At 43.3% G+C, this 21,307-nt stretch carries 23 protein-coding genes; 11 read left to right on the top strand and 12 right to left on the bottom strand.

The genetic code is table 11. The annotated features are described in order from the left end of the window. The first annotated feature begins 24 nt into the window (after positions 1–24). From B5F25_RS17080 to B5F25_RS17060, 6 genes are all read left to right on the top strand, one after another. Entirely contained in the window at positions 25–570 is a 546-nt protein-coding gene (locus B5F25_RS17080) for a topoisomerase C-terminal repeat-containing protein (RefSeq protein ID WP_087250997.1), read from the top strand. Beyond that, positions 567–1,109 (top strand): hypothetical protein, encoded by a 543-nt coding sequence (locus tag B5F25_RS17075; RefSeq protein WP_087250996.1) that lies wholly within the window; start codon positions 567–569, stop codon positions 1,107–1,109. The genes B5F25_RS17080 and B5F25_RS17075 overlap by 4 nt, the downstream gene beginning before the upstream one ends. Positions 1,110–1,134: 25 nt before the next feature. Continuing rightward, complete coding sequence (locus B5F25_RS21960) at positions 1,135–1,386, top strand: hypothetical protein (RefSeq protein ID WP_162614447.1); 252 nt, start codon at positions 1,135–1,137, stop codon at positions 1,384–1,386. 70 nt (positions 1,387–1,456) lie between these two features. Further along, positions 1,457–1,762 (top strand): hypothetical protein, encoded by a 306-nt coding sequence (locus tag B5F25_RS17070; protein WP_087251012.1) that lies wholly within the window; start codon positions 1,457–1,459, stop codon positions 1,760–1,762. A 35-nt stretch (positions 1,763–1,797) separates the two neighbouring features. Next, entirely contained in the window at positions 1,798–2,223 is a 426-nt protein-coding gene (locus B5F25_RS17065) for a PcfK-like family protein (protein WP_087250994.1), read from the top strand. Between the two features lie 3 nt (positions 2,224–2,226). Beyond that, entirely contained in the window at positions 2,227–3,504 is a 1,278-nt protein-coding gene (locus B5F25_RS17060; protein WP_087250992.1) for a PcfJ domain-containing protein, read from the top strand. Between the two features lie 79 nt (positions 3,505–3,583). Here B5F25_RS17060 and B5F25_RS17055 read toward each other — a convergent pair whose 3' ends face one another. The 6 genes from B5F25_RS17055 to B5F25_RS17030 are packed head-to-tail and all read right to left on the bottom strand — an operon-like array spanning position 3,584 to position 11,811. After that, positions 3,584–4,063, bottom strand: a complete 480-nt coding sequence (locus tag B5F25_RS17055; protein ID WP_087250990.1) for a TerB family tellurite resistance protein — start codon at positions 4,061–4,063, stop codon at positions 3,584–3,586. A gap of 12 nt (positions 4,064–4,075) precedes the next feature. Beyond that, positions 4,076–5,860, bottom strand: a complete 1,785-nt coding sequence (locus tag B5F25_RS17050) for an AAA family ATPase (protein WP_087250987.1) — start codon at positions 5,858–5,860, stop codon at positions 4,076–4,078. Beyond that, entirely contained in the window at positions 5,857–6,780 is a 924-nt protein-coding gene (locus tag B5F25_RS17045; protein WP_087250985.1) for a hypothetical protein, read from the bottom strand. The genes B5F25_RS17050 and B5F25_RS17045 overlap by 4 nt, the downstream gene beginning before the upstream one ends. Before the next feature lie 12 nt (positions 6,781–6,792). Next, positions 6,793–9,285: an Hsp70 family protein gene (locus B5F25_RS17040; protein ID WP_087250983.1), complete on the bottom strand. Its 2,493-nt coding sequence runs from the start codon at positions 9,283–9,285 to the stop codon at positions 6,793–6,795. 10 nt (positions 9,286–9,295) lie between these two features. Further along, positions 9,296–10,201 (bottom strand): hypothetical protein, encoded by a 906-nt coding sequence (locus B5F25_RS22240; RefSeq protein ID WP_192916499.1) that lies wholly within the window; start codon positions 10,199–10,201, stop codon positions 9,296–9,298. Continuing rightward, positions 10,198–11,811 carry a CFI-box-CTERM domain-containing protein gene (locus B5F25_RS17030; protein WP_140406970.1) on the bottom strand — a complete coding sequence of 538 codons (1,614 nt, stop codon included), beginning with the start codon at positions 11,809–11,811 and terminating at the stop codon, positions 10,198–10,200. The genes B5F25_RS22240 and B5F25_RS17030 overlap by 4 nt, the downstream gene beginning before the upstream one ends. 1,113 nt (positions 11,812–12,924) lie before the next feature. Here B5F25_RS17030 and B5F25_RS17020 point away from each other — a divergent pair. Genes B5F25_RS17020 through B5F25_RS17005 form a run of 4 tightly spaced genes read left to right on the top strand, consistent with a single transcriptional unit; the run spans position 12,925 to position 14,089 of the window. Next, positions 12,925–13,119 (top strand): hypothetical protein, encoded by a 195-nt coding sequence (locus tag B5F25_RS17020; RefSeq protein WP_087250977.1) that lies wholly within the window; start codon positions 12,925–12,927, stop codon positions 13,117–13,119. Positions 13,120–13,131: 12 nt separating this feature from the next. Next, complete coding sequence (locus B5F25_RS17015) at positions 13,132–13,299, top strand: hypothetical protein (RefSeq protein ID WP_022384503.1); 168 nt, start codon at positions 13,132–13,134, stop codon at positions 13,297–13,299. A gap of 1 nt (position 13,300) precedes the next feature. Continuing rightward, the gene (locus tag B5F25_RS17010) at positions 13,301–13,663 is read left to right on the top strand and encodes a hypothetical protein (protein WP_087250975.1); all 363 of its coding nucleotides are present in this window, start codon (positions 13,301–13,303) and stop codon (positions 13,661–13,663) included. Between the two features lie 57 nt (positions 13,664–13,720). After that, positions 13,721–14,089: a hypothetical protein gene (locus B5F25_RS17005; protein WP_087250973.1), complete on the top strand. Its 369-nt coding sequence runs from the start codon at positions 13,721–13,723 to the stop codon at positions 14,087–14,089. A 62-nt stretch (positions 14,090–14,151) separates the two neighbouring features. Here the strand turns inward: B5F25_RS17005 and B5F25_RS17000 are convergent, their stop codons facing one another. The 6 genes from B5F25_RS17000 to B5F25_RS16975 form a co-directional block, all read right to left on the bottom strand. Further along, positions 14,152–14,385 carry a helix-turn-helix domain-containing protein gene (locus tag B5F25_RS17000; RefSeq protein WP_087250968.1) on the bottom strand — a complete coding sequence of 78 codons (234 nt, stop codon included), beginning with the start codon at positions 14,383–14,385 and terminating at the stop codon, positions 14,152–14,154. Between the two features lie 549 nt (positions 14,386–14,934). Then, complete coding sequence (locus B5F25_RS16995; RefSeq protein WP_087250965.1) at positions 14,935–15,828, bottom strand: Abi family protein; 894 nt, start codon at positions 15,826–15,828, stop codon at positions 14,935–14,937. Positions 15,829–16,026: 198 nt separating this feature from the next. Further along, complete coding sequence (locus B5F25_RS16990; RefSeq protein ID WP_087250963.1) at positions 16,027–19,326, bottom strand: CHC2 zinc finger domain-containing protein; 3,300 nt, start codon at positions 19,324–19,326, stop codon at positions 16,027–16,029. Further along, the gene (locus B5F25_RS22515; RefSeq protein ID WP_087251011.1) at positions 19,323–19,526 is read right to left on the bottom strand and encodes a hypothetical protein; all 204 of its coding nucleotides are present in this window, start codon (positions 19,524–19,526) and stop codon (positions 19,323–19,325) included. Before B5F25_RS22515 ends, B5F25_RS16990 begins: the two co-directional genes overlap by 4 nt. A gap of 77 nt (positions 19,527–19,603) precedes the next feature. Next, entirely contained in the window at positions 19,604–19,918 is a 315-nt protein-coding gene (locus tag B5F25_RS16980) for a hypothetical protein (protein WP_087250961.1), read from the bottom strand. Between the two features lie 11 nt (positions 19,919–19,929). After that, positions 19,930–20,121, bottom strand: a complete 192-nt coding sequence (locus tag B5F25_RS16975; RefSeq protein WP_087207580.1) for a hypothetical protein — start codon at positions 20,119–20,121, stop codon at positions 19,930–19,932. 145 nt (positions 20,122–20,266) lie between these two features. Here B5F25_RS16975 and B5F25_RS16970 point away from each other — a divergent pair, with 145 nt between their 5' ends. Beyond that, positions 20,267–20,722: a helix-turn-helix transcriptional regulator gene (locus B5F25_RS16970; protein ID WP_087207581.1), complete on the top strand. Its 456-nt coding sequence runs from the start codon at positions 20,267–20,269 to the stop codon at positions 20,720–20,722. The last annotated feature ends 585 nt before the right edge of the window (positions 20,723–21,307 follow it).

Below are 21,307 nucleotides of genomic sequence, written 5' to 3'. Positions count from 1 at the left end.
TAAAAACAATCAATTCATACAATAATGGAAACAGAAAAGAAAATCATCGGCCGCTGCCCCCTGTGCGGCGGCAACGTGGTCAAGACCTGCAAGGGGTACCGCTGTGAGCATAACATCGGCGTCAGTCCCTCTTGCGTACTGAACATCAATGCTATTATCGGCAACCGCAAGATGGCGAACGCGGAGGTGGCGGTATTGTTGGAGAAACGTCGCATCCTGTTGGACGGCTTCTCCAGCAAGGAGGGCAAGACGTTCCCGACCGTGCTGGAACTGGCCGACGACGGCAACATCCTGATGCAGCCGGTCATCGGCAGGTGTCCGCACTGCGGAGGGGAAATCCGTGTGGGAAGCCGGGCGTTCAACTGCTCCAACTACTCCAACCAAAATGCACCCTGCTCCTTTGCCATCTGGCGCAACATCGGCGGGCACCAGCTCACCATGGAGGAAGCCGTGGAAATCTGCGAGAAGGGCATCACCTCTTCGGAACTGGAGATGTACCGTGAGGATGGCAGCATCTACCGCAAGCGGCTCGGCGTGTCGCCGGACAAACTTCAAATCGTGAAGATATGAGACCGGGGATGAAGATTTGGATAATACTCGTCTCCATCGTGCTGTTCTGGAGCGGTGTATTCTATTTTGTATGCTGTTCGGACAATCTGGACGACCGCGCTACGGACATGGCCGAAAAGGCATTGAGGGCGTCGGTGGACAATCCCGAATCCATACGGATATTGGCTGTCAGCAGGCCGGATTCCGTGTTCGGGCATACCTACATCACGCAGGAGGAGAAGATGGCTCTTTCCATGGCCATGGTGGAAATCAACAGGAAGGTGATGGAAGCGACGGACGGGCTGGAGGACTTTGACCCGGACGACAAGGAAACGGCCGCCCTGATGGAGCGGCAGATGTCGGCCATGTCAAGCCTGAGGCGTCTGATGGACTTCGGCAGCCCTCTTGACGGGAGTCCGCAACCGTTCAGCGGTTGGAAGGTCAAGGTTGACTTCGAGGGCGTGGACGCGGACGGACAGGGCTATCATTCCGAATACTGGTTCATCCTGGACAAGGAGGCGCAATGCGTGGTGAAGTCGTTTGAGATACCCTTGCCGTAGAAGGCTAAGAATTTTGTTCCCTAATATGTTGGAATCCCGGTGTCATCGGTTGTGGCATCGGGATTTCCTGTTTTTGAACCTGTGGGCGTTCCGCTCCGGCGGATTTTCCGCTACAAAGCAACGGAAGGCCGTGGCGGCGGCGAACGACGCTCCACTTGCCTGCGTGGAAAGCGTCCGGCAGCCTTCCGCGATTTGTGCCAAATCGGGTATTCCGGCCTCTTTCCACTTGTCCCGTCCGCCTTTTGCCCCTTGCACCTTCCGTCATGCCGTATCGTAAAATCCCGGAGCGGAAGCCGCAAGGCTTCAAACAAAAGGGAAAAAGATTAGAACTTCAAAATTCAGGCATTATGGCAATAAAACTGATTGACAGAAAGGAAAGTGTCAGCTACAAGGGCTGTATTTACGAGCTTACCTTGTTGTGGGACAGGGAGAGCGTCCGCAAGTGCTTCTGCGGTATGCCGCCGTTCTTCGCCCACATCCGCAAGGACGGAGCAAACTTCGCCACCATCAACTGCTATTCTAACGACAACGGGCGGTTTGTGGTAAAGAAGTTCATGCCGTCCCTACTGGCAAGGCCGGACTGGCAGATACGCTTCGACAAGGACATTAACACCATACCGCTTTTGGAACTGCTGACAGGCCTGCCGATTTAACCTGTATGGATTTATCTATAAAAAAGCAAGGACATATGAAAGGAACAGAACATTTCAAGGAGATTATCAAGGGTTATCTTGACCAAAGGGCAAAGGAAGATGAACTATTCCGTGCCAAGTACGAAACCACGACACGTACCATTGACGATGTGGTGACTTTTATCCTACACGAAGTTAAGAACTCCGGCTGTTGCGGTTTCTCGGACAGCGAGATATATTCAATGGCGGTACACGTCATAGACGAGCCTGACCTTGAAATCGGCAAGCCGCTGTCCTGTAACGTGGTGATAAACCACCATATAGAGCTGACGGAGGAGGAAAAGGCGGAACAGAGGGTACTCGCACTCAAACGCTATCAGGACGAGGAGCTTCGCAAGATACAGGCACGCAATGCAAGGCCGAAAGCCCACAAGCCGCAGACTGACAGCCAACCGACATTATCACTCTTTGACAACTTTTGAGCCATGAAACCGAGGAACAGATTTGAAAAGGCGGTGGCGGCTTCCAACGGGAAGCTGACCGTCCTCAGCCCCAAAGCCGTTGAATGGGCTGTAAGTAATGTCATTGTACATATCGCATTCCGCACATCCGGCCACAACTGCATGTGCGGCGACTGCGGAGCGAAGTTTGACCATAAGGGAAAAGGCAAGTCGGTATGCTGTCCCCATTGCGGACACCGCTTGCAGGTAAGGGACACGATGAAGCGCAAGGAGGTGCAGTCCGCCTACTTCTCTTCCCTTGAAGTGGCGGACGGCCTGCAGGTGCAGCGTGTGTTCCTACTGAGAGCTTTATGCCGGAAAGGGATGAAGTTGAAAACGTCCTGCATGGAGGTGTGCCGTCTGTGGCTCAATGCCGAGGGCAGGATGGCGGTGACATCAAGGGCAAGGACATTGGGCTGGTATGTGGACAGCTTCAATTGGTGTACAGGAATTGACTTGAAGATTTTGTCCGAGGTGCATTGGGTGATTTCCGATACATACGTTTACCCACGTTATAAGGTGCTTCCTGAATTGAGGCGCAACGGCATGAAAGGCAGGCTTCCCGATGGCTGCCATCCGGCAAGGCTGATGAAGGCGTTGCTGACGGACAGCCGGATAGAGACGATGATGAAGTCCGGGGACTTGCAGGCCGTGGCTTACTTTGTGAGCCGTCCGCTGGATTTGGACACGTGCTGGCAGTCGTACAAGGTAGCTGCACGGCATCATTACCGCCCGTCCGACTACGGCCTGTGGTGTGATACCGTCCGCTTGTTGGAGCAATGCGGTAAGGACATCCACAACGCCAAGTATGTCTGCCCCAAAGACCTCAAAGCCGCCCATGACCATTGGCTGAACAAAAGGAACAAGGCGGAGGAAAAGCGTAGAAACAGGGAACAGATGTTGAGGGCCAAGGCGAGGGAGGCTGACTTCTACCGGGAAAAGTCACGTTACTTCGGGATTGTCATCAGCGACAATGACATTGAAATATCCGTACTTGACTCCATCGAGGCTTTTCAGGCCGAGGGAAGCAGCCTTCACCATTGTGTGTTCCAATGCGAGTATTATGCCAAGGCGGACAGCGTTATCCTGTCGGCACACGACCGCCAAGGCAACCGCATTGAGACCGTGGAATTCTCATTGAGTCAGGGCAAGGTGGTACAGAGCCGTGGGCTGTGCAACTCCAACACGGAATACCACGACCGGATTATAGGACTTGTAAACGCCAACGCCTACCGCTTTCTTGAGGCGAGGACACCGGCATAAATCCTTGAATGTCCTGACCCCGGCCTGCGCCGTGAGGCGCGGGTCGGGATTTTTGGAAAGTTCAGAGTCTATAAATCATTCACTGTTTCTGCCCATATTCTGCTAAATTTATATTCTCAAATATGACATTGTTCCATTCGGGATCTTCTATGACATTAATGTCGGGAAGTAAGAAATCCTCAATGTCTGGATATTTAGTAAGTATTTGTTCATCATTCAGTGATAATCGATTACGAATCTTCTTGAAAAATTTTACTTCCGAATATTCTATTTTGCTGTCAGCATATATTGTCTGAATTGCCAAATCAATGATTATCATCTGCTCCTCAATTGAAAGTTTCTGCGCTTCTAATTCTTTAAGATACTGCTTCAAAAACAAAACTCCTTTTTCATTAATAGCTGCTACATAATCATTTATAATTGCTTCTATGTTTATATTTCTAAATGATTCTTGTTTGGAAGTTATGTCATTCACTAATAAAACCTCTTCTTTTGCAATATCACCATCGCAAGCCATACAGCAAAAGATGGTTTTTAAGTATAATTCATTCGTATTCATATCGTTTATGTTTTATTTAAATCCTACCTTAGGTCTGTTTCCAGGCTCTTTAATTTCTTCTCCATTCATTTGTGCTTTTATTTCTTCATAGCGTTGAAGTTCTTTTATATCCAATGATGGTCGAACAGCTGCAATAGCATCTCTTAGAATAGTCATCGTTATCTTTGAACGGCTTTTGAGGGCGGTACGAGCTGCGTTATTTACAATGAGTTGTATATCTGCGGAAACATAGTTTCTTGTGAGCCTAGACAACTCGTCATAATCCAAACCAAAGTCATACGGTCGATTTTTAAGATAAAGTTCAAAAAGAGCTTTTCGAGCAACTTCATCAGGAACTCCGACATAATATTTCTTATCTAAGCGACCAGCTCGCAATATAGCCGGGTCTATCATGTGGGGATAATTTGTTGCGCCAATAATGAATATTCCTTTTTCTCCAGTTCTATCCATCTGAGCCAACATTTCATTAACGGCACTTTTGGACATTTCATGTACATCCCCTTCACGATTGGGAACCAACTCATTAATTTCATCGATAAAGATGATGGTAGGTGCATTTTCCTCAGCTTCTTTGAACATCTTGGCGATGTTCTCTTGTGAAGCATTCACATAACGACTTTTAAGTGTTGCCGGTGTAACAAACATAAAATTGAAACCAACTTCTTCGGCAAAATGTTTGGCAAAAAAAGTTTTTCCACATCCGGGAGGACCATACAGCAGCATTCCATTCGGAATTGTAACACCATAGCGTTGGTATTCTTCAGGATGATGCAATGGATCTATTACCTCTTCCCGAAGTTGTTCTTTGAGTTCATCCATACCTGCTATCGCAGCAAAGCCCGAACCTTTTACGATATTCACAGGTTTAGATGAACCTCCGGATTTGTCTTCTGCTCCTGATGAAAGAATTTTTCTCTTAGTTGATTGTCTTGAGATTTTTACTTCACCATCAATAGCTTTGATAAAATCTTTAGCTGTTTGGAAGCGGTCTTCTGAATCCTGAGACAATGATTTCACAATAATATTGATGAGTTGCTCATCCAATTCAAACATTTCAATGTCGGGCAAATCAAGTTCTTTTTGACGTTCAGATAGAATAGCTTCTACTTTATCGCTGTTTGAAACACGAGATAAGTCAATAAACCATGGTAGTTTGTCATAAAGCAAGAAATACATCATTGCGCCAACAGCATATAAGTCTGTCTGAACTGAACAAACTCCCGAAAAACGCTCCGGTGCTAAATAAAATGCGTTTAAGTCCGTCAAATCAGGTTTGCCATTCTGTTGGTTGAGGTAACAAGCATGGCCAAAGTCTATCAATTTAAGCTCTTGTAGCCCACCGACAAGATTAAGCATTACATTTTGTATTGTAACTTCGTTATGAATGACTGGTATGGGAAGTGAATGTATATAGTCCAATGCGCCCAATACATATTTTGCTACTTGCTTTATTTCGTACACACCAAGTGAACCAGTACGTATAATTCGTTGTGAAAGTGTTTCTCCACTGATATACTCTGTTACAAGGTAAGCCCATTGACTGCCATTTTTCATAATTGAACCGGAATCTATATAGCTACATAGATTAGAATGATTAAACTGCTTAGAGATTTCAATTTCCCTCATCGTTCCTTTATCATTCATTTGCCAACGACTTACTTTGCTATAATTGATAAGCTTCAAAAAACGAGTTTTCCCAGTATCATCCTTAACACGGTAAGTTTCCGCATAAGAACTTTGCTTATGCGGAAATGTTACTGTGTAGTTATTAATTTTATCTCCTTTTGAGTATATCATGATTTGTAAAATGAGTTAAATAATAACATAAATGCTTGTCGATTTCCTAAATCAGAAAGAGGAATTGAACTTATATTTCCTTTTTCAATTAACCCAAGGAATTTCTTTGAATGATTTTCATGCTCTACAATCAATTGACCATTAGAAATATAGATGTTTTTCGTATTGCTTTGATTGTATTTAACTCCATAAATATCAATATAATCACGACAGACAGCAATAGCATCACTATAAATGCTATTATCTTTAATAAGTGGAAATTGAGTTATTGGGGCATTCTTGTGTTTATTGAAAAAATGTAACGTCCATATTTTTTCTAATTCTTTCATGAAACAATATTCAGGACTCGCTCCCTCTGGATTCATTGGGTCTTTTGGCGATTTATCTGAATATGATCCTGTCGTCGTATATGCAATATCATATGTTTTTCCATCAGGATTCAGTTTCTTATAAAAAGAAAAATAATAATCCGTGCCTGAATATGAAAAATTCACCTTTTTCACACATTCTCCTGTAAATAGATATGATAAATCATCAAATTGCCATATCTGCTTATTGGCAATATTGTCTCGTCTACCAGAAAATTCTATTATAGAAAAACCTTTGTCACCAATAAAATAATCTACACCGGAAAAGGATGTATTATAAACGGCCAAGGTTATAATACAAATGACAATAGTAATGATAATTCCCCAAATGTAATGTTCATAAAGAAACCCCCAATATAAAGAAAGACTTATTATGCAAAAAAGCATACCTAATATTTTTCTTTTTGAGGTTTGTTGAGGTGTTAATGGATATTCTTTGGGCTCTGTTGTATCGCAATACAATATATTCCCAATATTTTCGGGAATATATTTGTATATAGATTTACCAATATGCAACTTCTCTAATTGATCTATTTTCCAATTTTTATCCATAAAGCAAGTTTGTTATTTTAATAAACCTCCCGCATTAGCAGCCTCTTCATCAGGTAATAAGTTAAGAATACCTCTTGCTATTGGCAATAAAGCTTCAGTTGATGGATTGTTGTTGATGATTTCCAGTCCACGATTAATAAGTTGACGAGCACGACTAGCATCTTTCCAAGGATGGGAAGAGAATGTTTTATTATAGTCGTCTATCAACCCTATGCACTGATACATCATAGTAAGTTGGAAGAACAAAGTATTGATTTGCTCAAGGAGCTCATGGCCGACCTTGACATTTTTTGAGCGAATAACTTGATCCACTTGTGAGCGTAGATTTTCTACTATTTGTCGAGATTTATCATTACCCAACTTTTCTTGCGCTTTTTCAAGCCTTTCAAACTCTTCACGCAATTCAGATTCCACTCGTTGCCATTCAGTACCTTCATCAAGGTCTTCAATCTTACGAAGCACTTCTTTCAGGTGTTGGAGTACCATTTTCTTTTCCGAGCTATTCTTAGCTTCATCTTTGACTTGTGCTAATTCTCGTTCTACATCAGTGGTAGAAATACCTGATGCATTCAGACGGTTTATATTTCTTTGAGCATCAGCTATTCCTTTTTGGATGCTATTATCGGCATCTTCTATAGACTGTTTTTTACTCGTGTCAAGAGGCTTTTCAATTGTTGTGTCTGTGGTTGGGAAATGGGCTTCAAGTATCATTTGCTCGGATGAGTCAACTTTCAGCGTTATATCAACTACACTATCTGAAGGTATAAGCTGTTCCACTTCATCGCCTGTTATAACAACATCTCCTACATGTTCATAGAGAGATACCGGACGATTTTCAGCTTCACTAAAATCATCCACCTGATAAATGGGTATTGTTAGTACATCACTGTCCACACTTGGACGCAATTGGCTGGTAGTTTTTAAGTTATTAACAACACCTGTTGCCGGAACCGGCTTGTTCTTCTCTAAACCGCGAGCCATACGGAACACAGCCCGTTCTTTATTGGAGTCCCAAACGGCAATACCTATATTATATGGCAGAGGAGCAGCTCCTACCTTTGAGCCTTGAATGATTGTTATCTCATTAGGAAAACATGGAAGAGTGTTACCCTGAATATCATAGCAAACAACATCAAACGAATTCGGTCGTCCTTCTAAAAGATTAGCCTCAATTACATTACCGCTCTTGTCTATGTCTGTTTTACCACTTGACCAAGCTTTATCACTGCGAATTAGCTCTACAAATACATTGTTTTGTTTAGCATCAGCAGATAGTTTTACGCTTACCCATTCTGTAGTTTCCACGGATGTTGCTTCATATCCGACTTCAAGTTTTACAGTTTCTATAGTGAAATCTTCATCGTTCACTTCAGCTTCCATTGTTGATGCATATAGAGCTGCCCCGGTAGCTACCGCCGTCATGGGGTCGATGCTTGTATCAACATTTGGAGTTATTTGCTCTTTCAACATCTGCCGAATGAGTGGAGAATGAGTCGGACCACCAACTAATATTAACTTATCAAGGTGAGATGAATTAAGATGATTGCGCTCTAAAAGATTTTTACAAATGTCTACCGCTTTTTGGAAATAGGGTCGCATCACATCAAAAGCGTCCGCTTGGGTAATAGTAATATCTAGTTCGATTTCTTCACCCTCTTCATCCTCTCCAAGGTCACCAAGATTAGAAATAATGTCTTCGTGATCTTTGAATGAAAGCTGGTTCTTCACTTCTTCAGCGTATGTTTTCATGGCATCACGAAGTACCTCTTTCTTTTGATTGTCAATTAGATAACCATCTATTACATAATTTTTCTGTAAATAAGGTATTATGATTTTGTCCACAATGGCATAATCTAGATTCTTACCACCCAAATAGTTATCTCCTTCTGTATCGAATACTTGCATGATGCCATCTTCTACTTTTAGCAAAGCTGCATCAAATGTACCACCTCCGAAATCGAATACCATCCAAATGCCATTCTTAGTGTCAGTTGAAAGTCCGTAAGCCATAGCTGCTGCAATAGGTTCTTGCAACAATTCGCAACGCTTGAAGCCTGCCATTTTTGCGGCTTCCATGGTAGCTGTCTTCTGATTTACGGTAAATTTTGCAGGTACAGTAATTACTACTGAGGATATGTTTTCATCTGTAACATATGATTTTAGCGTCTTCAGGACTTCTGCAGAAAGTTCTTCCGAAGTAAATTCACGCTCCATATAACTACTTGAATATTTAGTATCTGTAGCCATCGTGCGCTTAAATTCGATATAGGTATTTGATGCTTCAACGTGCCATGACTTTGTTGCACGGCGCTTATCACTCTTCATATTGTTGTATGCGCCATCACCTACTTTCACGGATTTCTTTTTGTTGAAAGATACACATGAGGGCATGGTATCTTTAAGAGTGTCACTTTTAATAATAACTGGTTCACCTTTTTCCATGCGGCAAATAGCCGAGTTGGTTGTACCAAGGTCAATGCCGTAATCAATCTTTAAACGTGCCATATTGTATTTTTTAGATGTTTTGACTTACAGTGATTTGAGCAGATTGTATCATCTTGCCATTGTAATTAATTTGTGGCTTGGTGACTCCGGTAATTATTTGCTCACCTTCTTTTAATGTTTCGTCAGGGACGAAATTCGCAACCACTTTCATACCTTCATTATACGGTTTACCAAGCATATCGATTATTTCATATCCATTTGCTTGAAAATTATTTTTAATGCGTTCTACAGCTTTAGCCAGTTGTTTATACCCTTTTACAGAAGCATCCATTCGGGATAGGTTAAGCTCTATGCGGACTATTTCATCTGCTACTTTAAGAGCTAATGAATGGTCCGCTTCTGTTGAGACAATTGTAGAAGTAGCGTTCATTTGTTTTTCCATTAAAGCCAGCATCTGATTATCCAATTTTACGGAATCTTCCTGCATCTTGGATTGTGCAATTCGCAATGCTTCTTGGGCTTTACGGACTTCACTCATAGATGTATAGTCTTTGCGCCTTTTCACATAAAGGTACCCGCTGAATCCCAAAATTGTACAGAATAATAATATGCCACCCCACATGGTACGTGAGTCCATCTTTACAAGATTGGTGGCAATATTGGTGTTAGTTTCTCGTATGTCATTCTTAAAAGATATTCTGTCTTCAGATTGTGTCTTTTCAACGGCAATTATACGTTCGTTCAAAGTACCTAAATTCCCTTGTATTGAGTCTTGAGTTAATATAATCTTTTTATCTGTAGCAGACAAACGTAGGTTTATTCTATGTTGTTGCTTTATGCTATTATTTAAGCGATTGATGTCTGATTCTATGGCATCAAGGCGAGCATTTTGTTTCTGCAACTGTTCTTTTAAATTGTCTGCATTTATATTGATTGCAGAAATAAACAATGTTGCAAATAGTATTATTTTTTTCATTTTTTGTTTCTCTTTAAGTGTTCAACGAATATATCAAGCATGATTTTTATCATATGATTTATTTTTTTATGTCCAGTAAGTTTTTTAACAAGTTTCGGAGAGTATTTATAATAAATCTTGATGAATTGTCTTCCCCAATGTCTATCAGCAAGATAACTATCTCTAAATTCTCTCAAAACCATTACCCGTGGATGGTCGTAATCGCCATACACCATTGTTGCAATATAACAGCCGCCAGAAGGATTTAATCTGTTGTCTATGCTCATTAAAGTGTTTTTATTTCCGCTGTAGTAGTTTCTGGTTTTTGTATCCATATCCATGTTTCCTATTGTGGACATAAGTTTTACAGCATCACTTATAATGCTTTTGAGTTTACTATTATCCCCTATGGATATAGTTTGCTGAAAATTTACGACATTAACAAGAGCATTTATAGCAGAAGAGGCAACAGCAGAAGATACGTTCATATACAAGTTGCTGCCAAAGCCAAGTTTACCTTTCATGCTATTTAATAAAGGAATGCATTTGTCTACGATTCGTGCTATATCAGGAATTCCTCTACCAAACGACGTTAACCCTAATAAAGGACTTTGAGCGGATTTTTCACCTCGAAGTTCTTCTATGTATGTTGTAAGTTGTGCTAATTCTTTGCGTACCAAATATTCTTTTCCAATACTTTTTAGTATGTCAACATTTTCTTTACATCTGTCTTTGGTTAGTTTACCGACAGCTATTGACAATGCGTAGTTTTGTAGAATCATAGCCTTCTGTGGCGCATCATCGTCTTCCGTGTCATTGAAATAATCAATACCACACTGGAGAATTTCTGTCGCGAGTTTGTCGGCAATCGTTTGATAACGTATGTCAGAAACCGGCAAAGATTTTTTGATTTGGTTCAATGCGCTTTTAGTAGAAGCCATTAATTTTTCTCCTGCTTTGAATCTGGCTTGCGGACCTTTACCCTTTGAGGATTTTGCTAAATCTATGGCTTCTTTAATGGAATCAATTAATGGAACAATTGTTATTTCCGATATATAATTTCTCCATTCCGTGTTGGTGAGCGTGTCTATGAACGGTAAAAGGTTTACACCTGATTTAGCCAATGAATCAATGAACATTTTCCAAAGTGGTGTTGAAACAGGCATTGCCTCACCAATAATTTTTGCAATAAATTCTTCTGAGAAATTAGTGTATAGGTTTTCTGCGTATTGAATGGCAGAGTTCCAATCGTCATTGATAATAGAAAGCAAAAAGCGATTTTGAAGAGAAGACACATCGTTTTTTTTCTCCCAAATAGATTTTGCCATATCCATATTGCCATTGGTCAGATGATTGAATGCGATACCGTCAAGTGAAGTTACATTCATCCACCAGAATTGAGCGAATCTGATTTGTTCTATTGGGAGTGTCAGTTCGGATTCTGCGTTAGCAACCGTTTCAATCGAACGGTCTATGCTTGGTAATATATTGAGTAAATCCAAAGGAAAAGATACAGACTTACCTACTTTTAAGTAAGCATTCATCTTTGCCTTATTGGCGATACGCTCTTTGGTTGGCGAATTTGAATAAACTCCCAAATAGCGATAAGGATTTTTATTAATAATATCCATGCGTCAGCGATATAAACTATTGTCAGCTGACTCCATTGCTGGCATACTTTTTAATAAAATCCTTTCATACATATAAAAACGTGGAGCCAGTCTGTCACTCGTTCCACTATGTAAGGCCTTCGCATTGCCCAGTTAATCGAAACGAGCAACGCCGAAAGCCCCACGCTGATGTAATATGTATATGACCTAATATCTAACCGACCAAATCGGAAAAACATAACGGCTGTATACTATACACCCAATAGGGCGTCTCTCGTTGCTTGGTTTTTGATTAACTGTAAGAGTTTGCGAAGTTCTACATAGTCAAAACCAAAGCGTCAGAAACGCCTTTAACATGTATGTCCCACCCATAACCTCATCTCTTCTAAAGAGACAACAGCGTGGGTAGACAGATGCAAAGATACTACTTTTTTGCGAAGTACATTGTTAGAAGCCATTAAATATTAAACATCAAGAGTGATTATTCTCGCACAAAAGCCATATTAGTTGATTAACTTTAGTTTTTGTACTTATAATGAAGTAGAAAATGCGCTTTTAAAAATTAAAAGATAATGTGAATCTACCTTATCCGACATGACGAAAAGTTAAATAATAAAGCCATCAAACTTACTCCGCGCCAATGACACCAAGTAAGTTCTGCTGACAGGAATTTACAACGGTCTGGGTATCCCCAATCCGTTGACATAGAGAGAGCCCACAAGACTCCGCTATGCTCCATTTCGCAGGTTCTCACAATGGCAACGGTATTTGGAAAACAGATTGGGCTTGGATGCTATCCTATAATAGGACTTGCTTTATGGAGCTTTTCTTAGCCCTCTTTGGACTTCTTGGCCGGCTACGTTTTACCGTGCAAAACTACTGCGGACGGGAGAACTGTCAAGCACCACCATTGTCTTTCGGCTGGAGGGCTTGACGGAAGCCTTCCACAAATTTTCTCGTCCCTCCAAAATTGGGGTATTCCGTCCGCACTCTCCGGCCTCATACTTGCCTTATTCTCCCTTGTGTCCGCAGTGGCTATTTGCACGTAAAACGGTCTTCCCTGCCAAGAAGCTCAAAGGAGCTTCACAAAAGGGAAAAGTATCAGATTTCACCAACTCTTAAAAACAAGGATTTATGCGGACAAGAAGAATGACTATCGAGCAAGGCCGGAGAGTAGGCATAGACCGCTTTCCCAACTTCCACAAAAGCGGAAGCGTCAGGGGCATGAAACGGCTGTACTACGGCAAGGACTGCCTGTTGGTACGTTGTGGCAGCTACATCTACAATGTTTCCGCTGAACTGAGAATTTACTATCAAGCAACCATCTAAAACTTTTCAATTATGTATGAAACAGATTTTCCCGAATACGGGCAGCAATGCGAACTGGTCACACCGTGGCGTGGCTACCATCGCGGAACGATTGTGGGCAGGACTGCAAAAGGCTTTATCGTGCAGTTCAGCAGCGGAGCGGAAATAGAAGTGTATGACGACGAAATAGAATTTGACTGATATGAGCAGACTGATGACACCCCAGTTGGAGGAAGCCTTGGAAGGCTATCCCCTTTATTCCCAGGACGGCAAGGGAAAAGAAGCGGTTTGCCGTGCTATCTTCGCTCTTGGAGCGGTACGCTGGTTCATCCTTGAAGGTGAGAGAGAAGGGAACGACACCATCCTCTTTGGCATCGTGGTAGGACTTGCGGAGGATGAATACGGCTATATCTCTCTTAACGAATTGTCGGAAGTGGAGCTTGACCTTACGGCACAAGGTTTGGGTAAGCTACAAGTAAGGCTACAGGAGAATTTTACTCCTACGCCGTTAAAGAACTTGCAGGACTTCCGCCTGCAGCAGTTCTTAGCCAGATTTGAACATTAACCCGTCAGCCGTGGTACAACCAATCAAGTGCCACGGCTGACATAAACATCAGTAACCATGCGAACGAGAAACAAGATTATAAAGGAAGTCGTCCAATGTGCAGAGACAAACGGCTGGCATGTGGATGCAGAGAAGCATCAAGACAAGAATATCCTCATCTTTGAGTTTTCCCAATTCACTCCTGCCGGACAGGATTTCTTCTTTTCGGCCACGATGCAGGGACGCAGCCTTAAAAGCCTAATAACTGACATGGAAGAGTATTACGAGGGTTTTGATGCAGATGCGGAAGCCTATCTGTGGCTGGACGGCAACGGGCACGGTAAAAATGGCGCACCGTACCATATGAAAGACGTACTGGCCGACATGGAAGCGGCAGAAGATATGGTCTGTAAGCTGCTTGAAGCGGTCAGGGGGCTGGCAGATTGACCACAAATACAAACATGGCCTGCCATATCTCCATTGGTGTGGCAGGCTATGATTTTTTCATCCTATCTCCGTTTGCGCCCTTTCTTCGGGAGGCCGGCAGTCTTGTAGGCAATCAGGTCATCACCATGGAACTGTATCCTCAGATTGTCCTGCGTCCGGAAGAACGGCAACGGCCTTTCCGTATGGGTAATGTAATCATAGATGGTACACCGGTGTATGCCGAGGAAACGCGCCGCTTCGCTCACCGAATACGACTGTTCCGGCTTTATCTCTAAGAACTTCTTGCATAAATTCATTGTGCAAACATTTTTTTGCCGATAAAAATACGTCAAAAGCTTATACTGAATTACATATCAAACAATGGAATATCAGATAGTTAATAGGATATTTTAGGAATATAAGCGCCTTATTACCAACCACCCAGTTACCGACATGATAGTGTTATGCTTAATCGTGTCGAATGATGATGTATGTTCTCCCGTTTTGAAAAAAGCATATATTTGAGGGTTGACAGCGTTGACAAGGAAGCCTATGTGCAAAGTTGATAAATTAAATCGTTGCAAGTGGTTGTAATACAGAACATTATATTCTTTTCTAAAAAAGAGTAAGAATAATATATGTTATCGTGTTTGTCAACCGTTGGCAATGAATATCAAGGCGTTTCACCAAAGTGACTACCTTTGTCAACGTTTGTCAACGCAATAATCTTATAGGAAGTATCTGATACGTTGCAACTTATCTGCTGTCAACACAGTCAACACTTAAATGTGTGCCTATTATATTCCGAAATACGCTTAATAAAAAAGGCCATCCGAAGATGACCTTTCAGTGTATGTCTTTTGATTTTATTCACTCCAAAGCGGTTGGCTTTGCCAGTCCTTAACAAATCCCATAGCCGAAGTATCTATCATGGGATATTTTGACAATAAGGCAACAAGACGCTGCTTGAATGCGTTATTGGGACGGATAATGTCTACAAAGTGTTTCAAGATACAGAGGGTAAAAAACACACGTCCTTGTTGCACGTTGTTGTCTACCCAAGGGCGCAACGGCCTTGTCATGGTCAGTGCGCGTAATGAAAGTGAACGGTTCCACAACCTTGCATGGTGGCAGCATGAATTCCGGGTCAGTGTGACAATGGTCATCCATGAAACGAATACAGGAACGGTCAGGCCAAAATACCGTGCAATTTTTTTGCGTATCTGGTTGCTTGCGATGTTCTCATACAGTCGGGTCAAAGTACCCAAAGGTATTATCTCGGCAATCATCCATGAAGGAGGGTACGGGTCATCATAGGACTGCTTGAAATGGAGTATGAAATCCTCACGGCTGGTTTGTATCTCCTTATCAATAAGCGCCAAAGTCTTGTTATATTTGTCACTATGGGCAAAACGTGAAGGATTGGTCATCCAGAACACGTCACCGGTCTCAGCACATACGATATTTGTAATTGTGCTTCGGACAGCTACCTCTATGCGCTCAATCTGGTCAAAAACAAGTTGGCGAAACTCCCTGTCAAACTCGTATAGGCTTACGGCACTGCCTAAGGTGCTTCCACTTTTGTATCTGTGTTCAGATTTGGGTACTTTAAGAAAAGGGTACAAATACCCGGACAAACGATAATAGCCTACCGACCGCAATATGCTTTCGGCATCATCTATATCTGAACAGTCCAAACCTCTGTCTTGAAGAATGGTCAAAAGTTCGGTTGGAGACGAATAATGTTTGGTGTATCTCATATAAAAATAAAACGACCCGCCGATTTAAGCATTGTTAAGAGGCTTGGCGGGTTCTTGTAGTGCAAAGATACGAATAATACTTGATACTACCAAATCCTCTACTGCTTTTTTACTGTAATTTCTTCACAATCCCTATGTAGAGATAATTATTAACCTGTATAAAGCTTCATTCTACTATCTTTTATGGTTCTTGACACATTAAAAAGGAAACTCTTTCTGCATGGCTACTTCTGATGGAAGATTTGCATCTTCTGCACTGTCGTATTCCTCTACAGTTTCTTGGGCATCTGTTATTACTTCTGTTTCAAGGTCAAGCCCAAACATATCTTTCAACTGCTGGTAATCAAAGCACAACGCTTTTGGGCGGTTGACCTTGACCTTTTTGACCTGTTCGTTGCCAACTATTTCTATCGTATAATCGGGCATACCGTTTGGCATGAGTATGGTGAACCTGTCCTGCTTTAAACCTAGATAGGTAGGATGCGACTTCAAATAGGATAGGATGGTTGACCAATTAGAACGGTTGGTGGTGACATTCGTATTCCGGCTGTTGAACAACGAAGCCACCGCAGCCATATTCAAATACAAGATGGGACGTGCTTCCTTGAACTCTATATCCTCTTTCGCGGATATGGGTCGGAAACTCCGCATATACCGGATGCGGTAATGCGCCTTTTCCACGCATTTGCCTGAAGTCTGGAATCCTTGCAGCATATTCCAAAAATCGGCGACCTCCGAACTTTCCTGTGCCAACTCATTTTGGTTTCGCAGCCCCCTGAGCGAAATGTCGAACAGGTCAGCATAGCTGAAAGGCACGTCTATCACGGTTTCCAATGTTCGGAACGCCGCCAACGGTATCACCCAGTTGCCGAAAATACGGTCATGTATCTTTTCGTTTTCCAGTTTTGCAGCCAATTCGCGCTTTGTGATGGAGTAAACTTCCGGGAAGTTTTTCTCGAACAGTTCCCTATGGTTTAACACTTCGACAGTAAGATGCGACAGCCCCATATTACACACGGTCACCAAATCCTCGTAATGGCTTTTCTCTGTCTGATTGAATGAAGTTTTGGAAAAGCCGAGAAAGATGACACGGGTGTACAGTGCCATATCCTGCGTAGGCTTATCCTGACCGCAAAGTACCACGCCTGTACTGACAATGGTCTGTGTGGCCATACCGTCTGTGTTCGTATTTTTCTTTGTCTGGCCACCGCCTCCCCAAAGACCTTTCAAATAAGCAATCTTACGAATGTCGAGGTCGTTCTTGTATTCATCAAGCACTACGAGCGTGTTGACCGCCTGCGAAACCCTGTCGTTCATGGCAGGGACTGTTGAAACGCTAAGGTTGGGCGGATCTACACCGTGTATGAAGAACGCTTGGAGCGAGGTGGCAAGGGTGGTCTTTCCAGTTCCTTTCTCACCGAATAGGTTAAGAATGGGAAAATGTCTTGTACGGCGGAAAACTACATCCCGGAACAAAGTGGAGAGTAGATAGCAGAAAGCGACGGTGGCGTTCTCGCCGAACACCTCCACCAACCGTCCTACATAATCATATAGTTTTATGCCGTTCCAGTTCTCATGTACCATCAGCCGCTCAAACTGAAATATCTCCAGATTGTGGATGTATATCTTTGAACAGGCTGGAATATAAAAAGCCTTTCCGTTCACGCCACGGACAATGCCAAGGTCATCGACTTTACGGAAAGTACCGTCTGTCAATATCCCGTTCCCAAAAGCAAAGAAACCCTCCGTGGCATCCCATCCCAATTTACGCACCCGTTCCGCCGTGTCGGTTTTGGAATAGAGATATTCCTTAACACGGTTGAGCTTGTCTATCTTGGCCAGCCACACATAGTTGCCCACGGAGCCGACCTTCTGTTGGAAGCTGTTCAGCGAACACAGTTCGGACTCCCTCAACTCAATGACACGGCATATATTATAGGTGTTGCGCATACGGAAGATGCGTGTGCCGTTGTTCTCGTCCTCGATGTGGAACAACGGTTCCATGATGAAATTGGAAATCCTTGACGGTTCCTCGTCGTCATCCCCGGTGGCGTAATAACAGTTCTCCCGGATGAACAGCCCATGCTGGCGAAGCAGTTCCGCTTCACGTTGTCTTTCATCCATAGGCGTGAGCTTGTCCTGCCTTTTCCGCGCCTCGCCACGGGCTTGCGTTACGGCATCACGCCACAGTTTGGCTTTTCCGTAGATTCTGGCCAATTCATCAATGCACTGATTGAATATCAGCTGGTCTTTCACATAGCGCATCAGGTCGGCTATCTCTGACACGCATTTCCGTTCTTCCACCAAAGAGTCCGCAACAAGAAAGCGTTTCTGTGCCAGCCAGACAATAAACAGCCTTTCTTTCAATGAGGTGTAATCCTCCCGGCTATGAATGAAACTGTCTGCATCGTTCTTTCCGGGTTTCACATCCCAGCCGTTTTCACCGACGGGGATTTCGGCAAATGGCAGTTCCCTTACGGTTACATGGAAACCTTTCCTGACAGCGGCTGTCCCGTTTGCCATGACCGCCTCGAATCCCGGTCCGAAGGGTTTGCCTTCACTGACATCGGAATCGGGGATGAAGCATAATGAAGTGGTGTACTTTTTCAGCCGCTCAAACTGGCTGTCCGTCCATGCCGTTCCCAATGCGGCCACAGTATTGTCGTAGCCGATAGACTGCATACGCAGCACGTCAGGCGCACCCTCCACGATGATGAAGTATTCCGCACTACGTTCCCGACTCGCCTTGTCTATGCCGAACAGACATCCTCCCTTGGCATATACCGCACTGTTTGGAGAATTGATGTATTTCGGTGCTTTTGGGTTATTCCCGATGTAACGGGCGGTATAAGCGATGATGCGTCCCCATCTGTTGCGTATGGGAATCATTATCCTGTGTCTGAACATGGCATATACATAGCCGTCATCTCCGCGTCGGAGCAGACCCAGCTCAAAAAGCGTATCCTCGTCCAGCCCTTTTGTCCGGCAGAACTCCATGAACGCACCTCCGTCACGCGGCGCGTACCCGATGCCTGCGATCGAACAGAACTCTTCCGGCCATCTTCTATAAGCATATTCACGGGCAAGGCGGCTTTCATCACCGTCCGGCATCAGCAGGCTGCCTACAAAGAAGTCTTGTACATGGCCGAGTGTAGCAAGAAGTGTTTCCTTGTGTCGGATTTTCGCTGTTTGCTCTTTGTCCTGTCCTTCCACATACTCAATGGGAATATTGTGCCGTCTGGCCAAAAACTCAATAGCTTCCATGAAGGAAAGGTTCTCTTTCTCCATGATGAATGTGATGGCATCGCCGCCACGGTTACAGCTGAAACAGTGGAACAGGTTCTTTCCCGGACTGACAGAGAAAGAGCCTGTCCGCTCCTCATGGAACGGACAAACGCCCATCAGGGTCGAGCCTTTCCTTGACAGCCTGACATACGGCTCCAATACATCCTCGATGGAAAGCTCCCTGACTTTGTTGATTGTTGACTCGCTTATCATAGGGTTGTCAGGAGTTTCCAACAATCAATTATGGACTGGCCGGAATATTTTGGCCGGTTGGCATTATCGGGATTAAGCGGCTTTATCAAGCCGCTGACCTTATATTTTCTAAGCGTCTTGTAACTGATACCCAGTTCTGCGCAAGTACGCTTGACCGAATAAACCCCTTCCGGGTCACATGTTGGCATTAATTCTCTCATCCGCTGTAATGTTTTATCGTATGCCTGTTCCGTATGTCTCATGAATTACAGTATAGGCATGTCCTTATATTGTTTCCTTATTTCTTTATATCTAAACTATTTATGTTTATATCGGAAGAAGTATCGTCGAAATAGTCCTGAACCGTGCGTTGCAGGAGGCGTAGGTCTGCCGTCCTGTATTCCACTTTGCCGGGTCTCTTGTAGCATACCACTTTCCCTTGCCGTCTCCATCTTTCGACATTCCGGCGGCCGAACATCTCATAAGCCTTTCTTTGGCTGACAAATTCCGGATCGGCATTGTCTGATTTCAGGTACTTGACAATCCTTGCCGCAAGGTCGTTCAGAAATGTGTCATAAGGGATTAGGCGGTCTAAAAACTGGAGGAACTGCATAAATCCAGGATTTACAAAGTACGCATTACGGTAATGGTCTGTTTCTCCCTGTCCGTCCGTGTCTTGAACTGACGGTTGTAGATGGCGCCAAGTTCCGAGGCTTGGGTTCGGACGCTTTTCAGCCTGGAGATGTGGAAGGTGATTTCATCGCCAACTTCGAGTGCGACAAGCGCGGGACGGATTTTTTCCATGTTTTCTGCCATAATATTTGTTTGTTTAATGATTAATGTTTAACTTTGTAGTCGATAATCCAATTTATATCATCGGCAAAATAACATAAAAAGGTTTATATAGCCAAATATTTGTTTGATAATTGTTGATTTAATATTGCAATTTAAGGTTTGACCCATGAATATAGACATTAAAGACGTACATGTGGGGCAGGCTATTGACCAACGCCGCAACGAACTCGGCCTTTCAAAGTCCGAGCTTGGACGCAGGCTTGGCATTCCCCAACAACATATCAACCGCCTTCTGGAAAGGGAGACGATGGAGACCAAGCGGCTTGTCAAGGCTTGCAAGGCGTTGGACTTTAATTTTTTCGCCTTGTTCTGCCCGGTCAACCCACAGATATCCGCATACCTCGCGGCAGTGGCATTGGACGGGGGAGATGCCAATAACAACATTGGCGATAGTGGTCTTGCAGCCCAGCTTACCGCTGAACAGGCCAAGGTGGAAAACTTGAACGGCACTATCAAGCTATTGAAGGAGCAGATAGACAGCCTGAATGCGCAAATTATCCGTCTGGACTCCAATCTGAAGGATAAGGACGCCATCATAGAACTATTAAAAGAAAGGAGGTAATATCAAAAGATAAAATCACCAATCGTCAAATTACCACGCAGCATCACGGGATTTTTATGGCGATTCAATGTTTCTCTTTTGCAGAATGAATTGTATTGCTTGATTGATAGCACAGACAAATTACATACAAAACGTATATAAGATATTGATAATAAGTTTTATATTACAGTCGCTCAAGCTGCAATAGAGAATTAAGATACATTAGAAACAAGAACCTCACGCGGGCATCCTGAAACGCATACAAATCACATACGAAAACTATCTAACATATTGTTAGTCAGGGAAGTATTAAAGAGGCGCAGGCTGCTATTGAGAGATAAAGCAAGATAGCTAACTATTGGTAAGATAGGCGGCAGGTGTGGGAAAAAACACCTTGCCGCCTATCATCGTTAGTGGGGTATGTACAATCTGATATGCTTTTTAGCGTATAGTATCGATATCGAAAGTTTTTTAGAAGCTGTTTTGGATTTATCGTGCGATGATTTGGGATGAGTTTTTGAGGCATTTTCGCTTCTGTGATGAGGAAGATAGCGGGCTATCTGACGAAGAACAGGAGCGAAAAGGACCAAAAAATCGCCCAAAGCA

This window comes from Bacteroides sp. An19, assembly GCF_002160215.1.
GTDB lineage: Bacteria > Bacteroidota > Bacteroidia > Bacteroidales > Bacteroidaceae > Phocaeicola > Phocaeicola intestinalis.
This window is presented reverse-complemented; position numbering and strand designations above follow the sequence as displayed.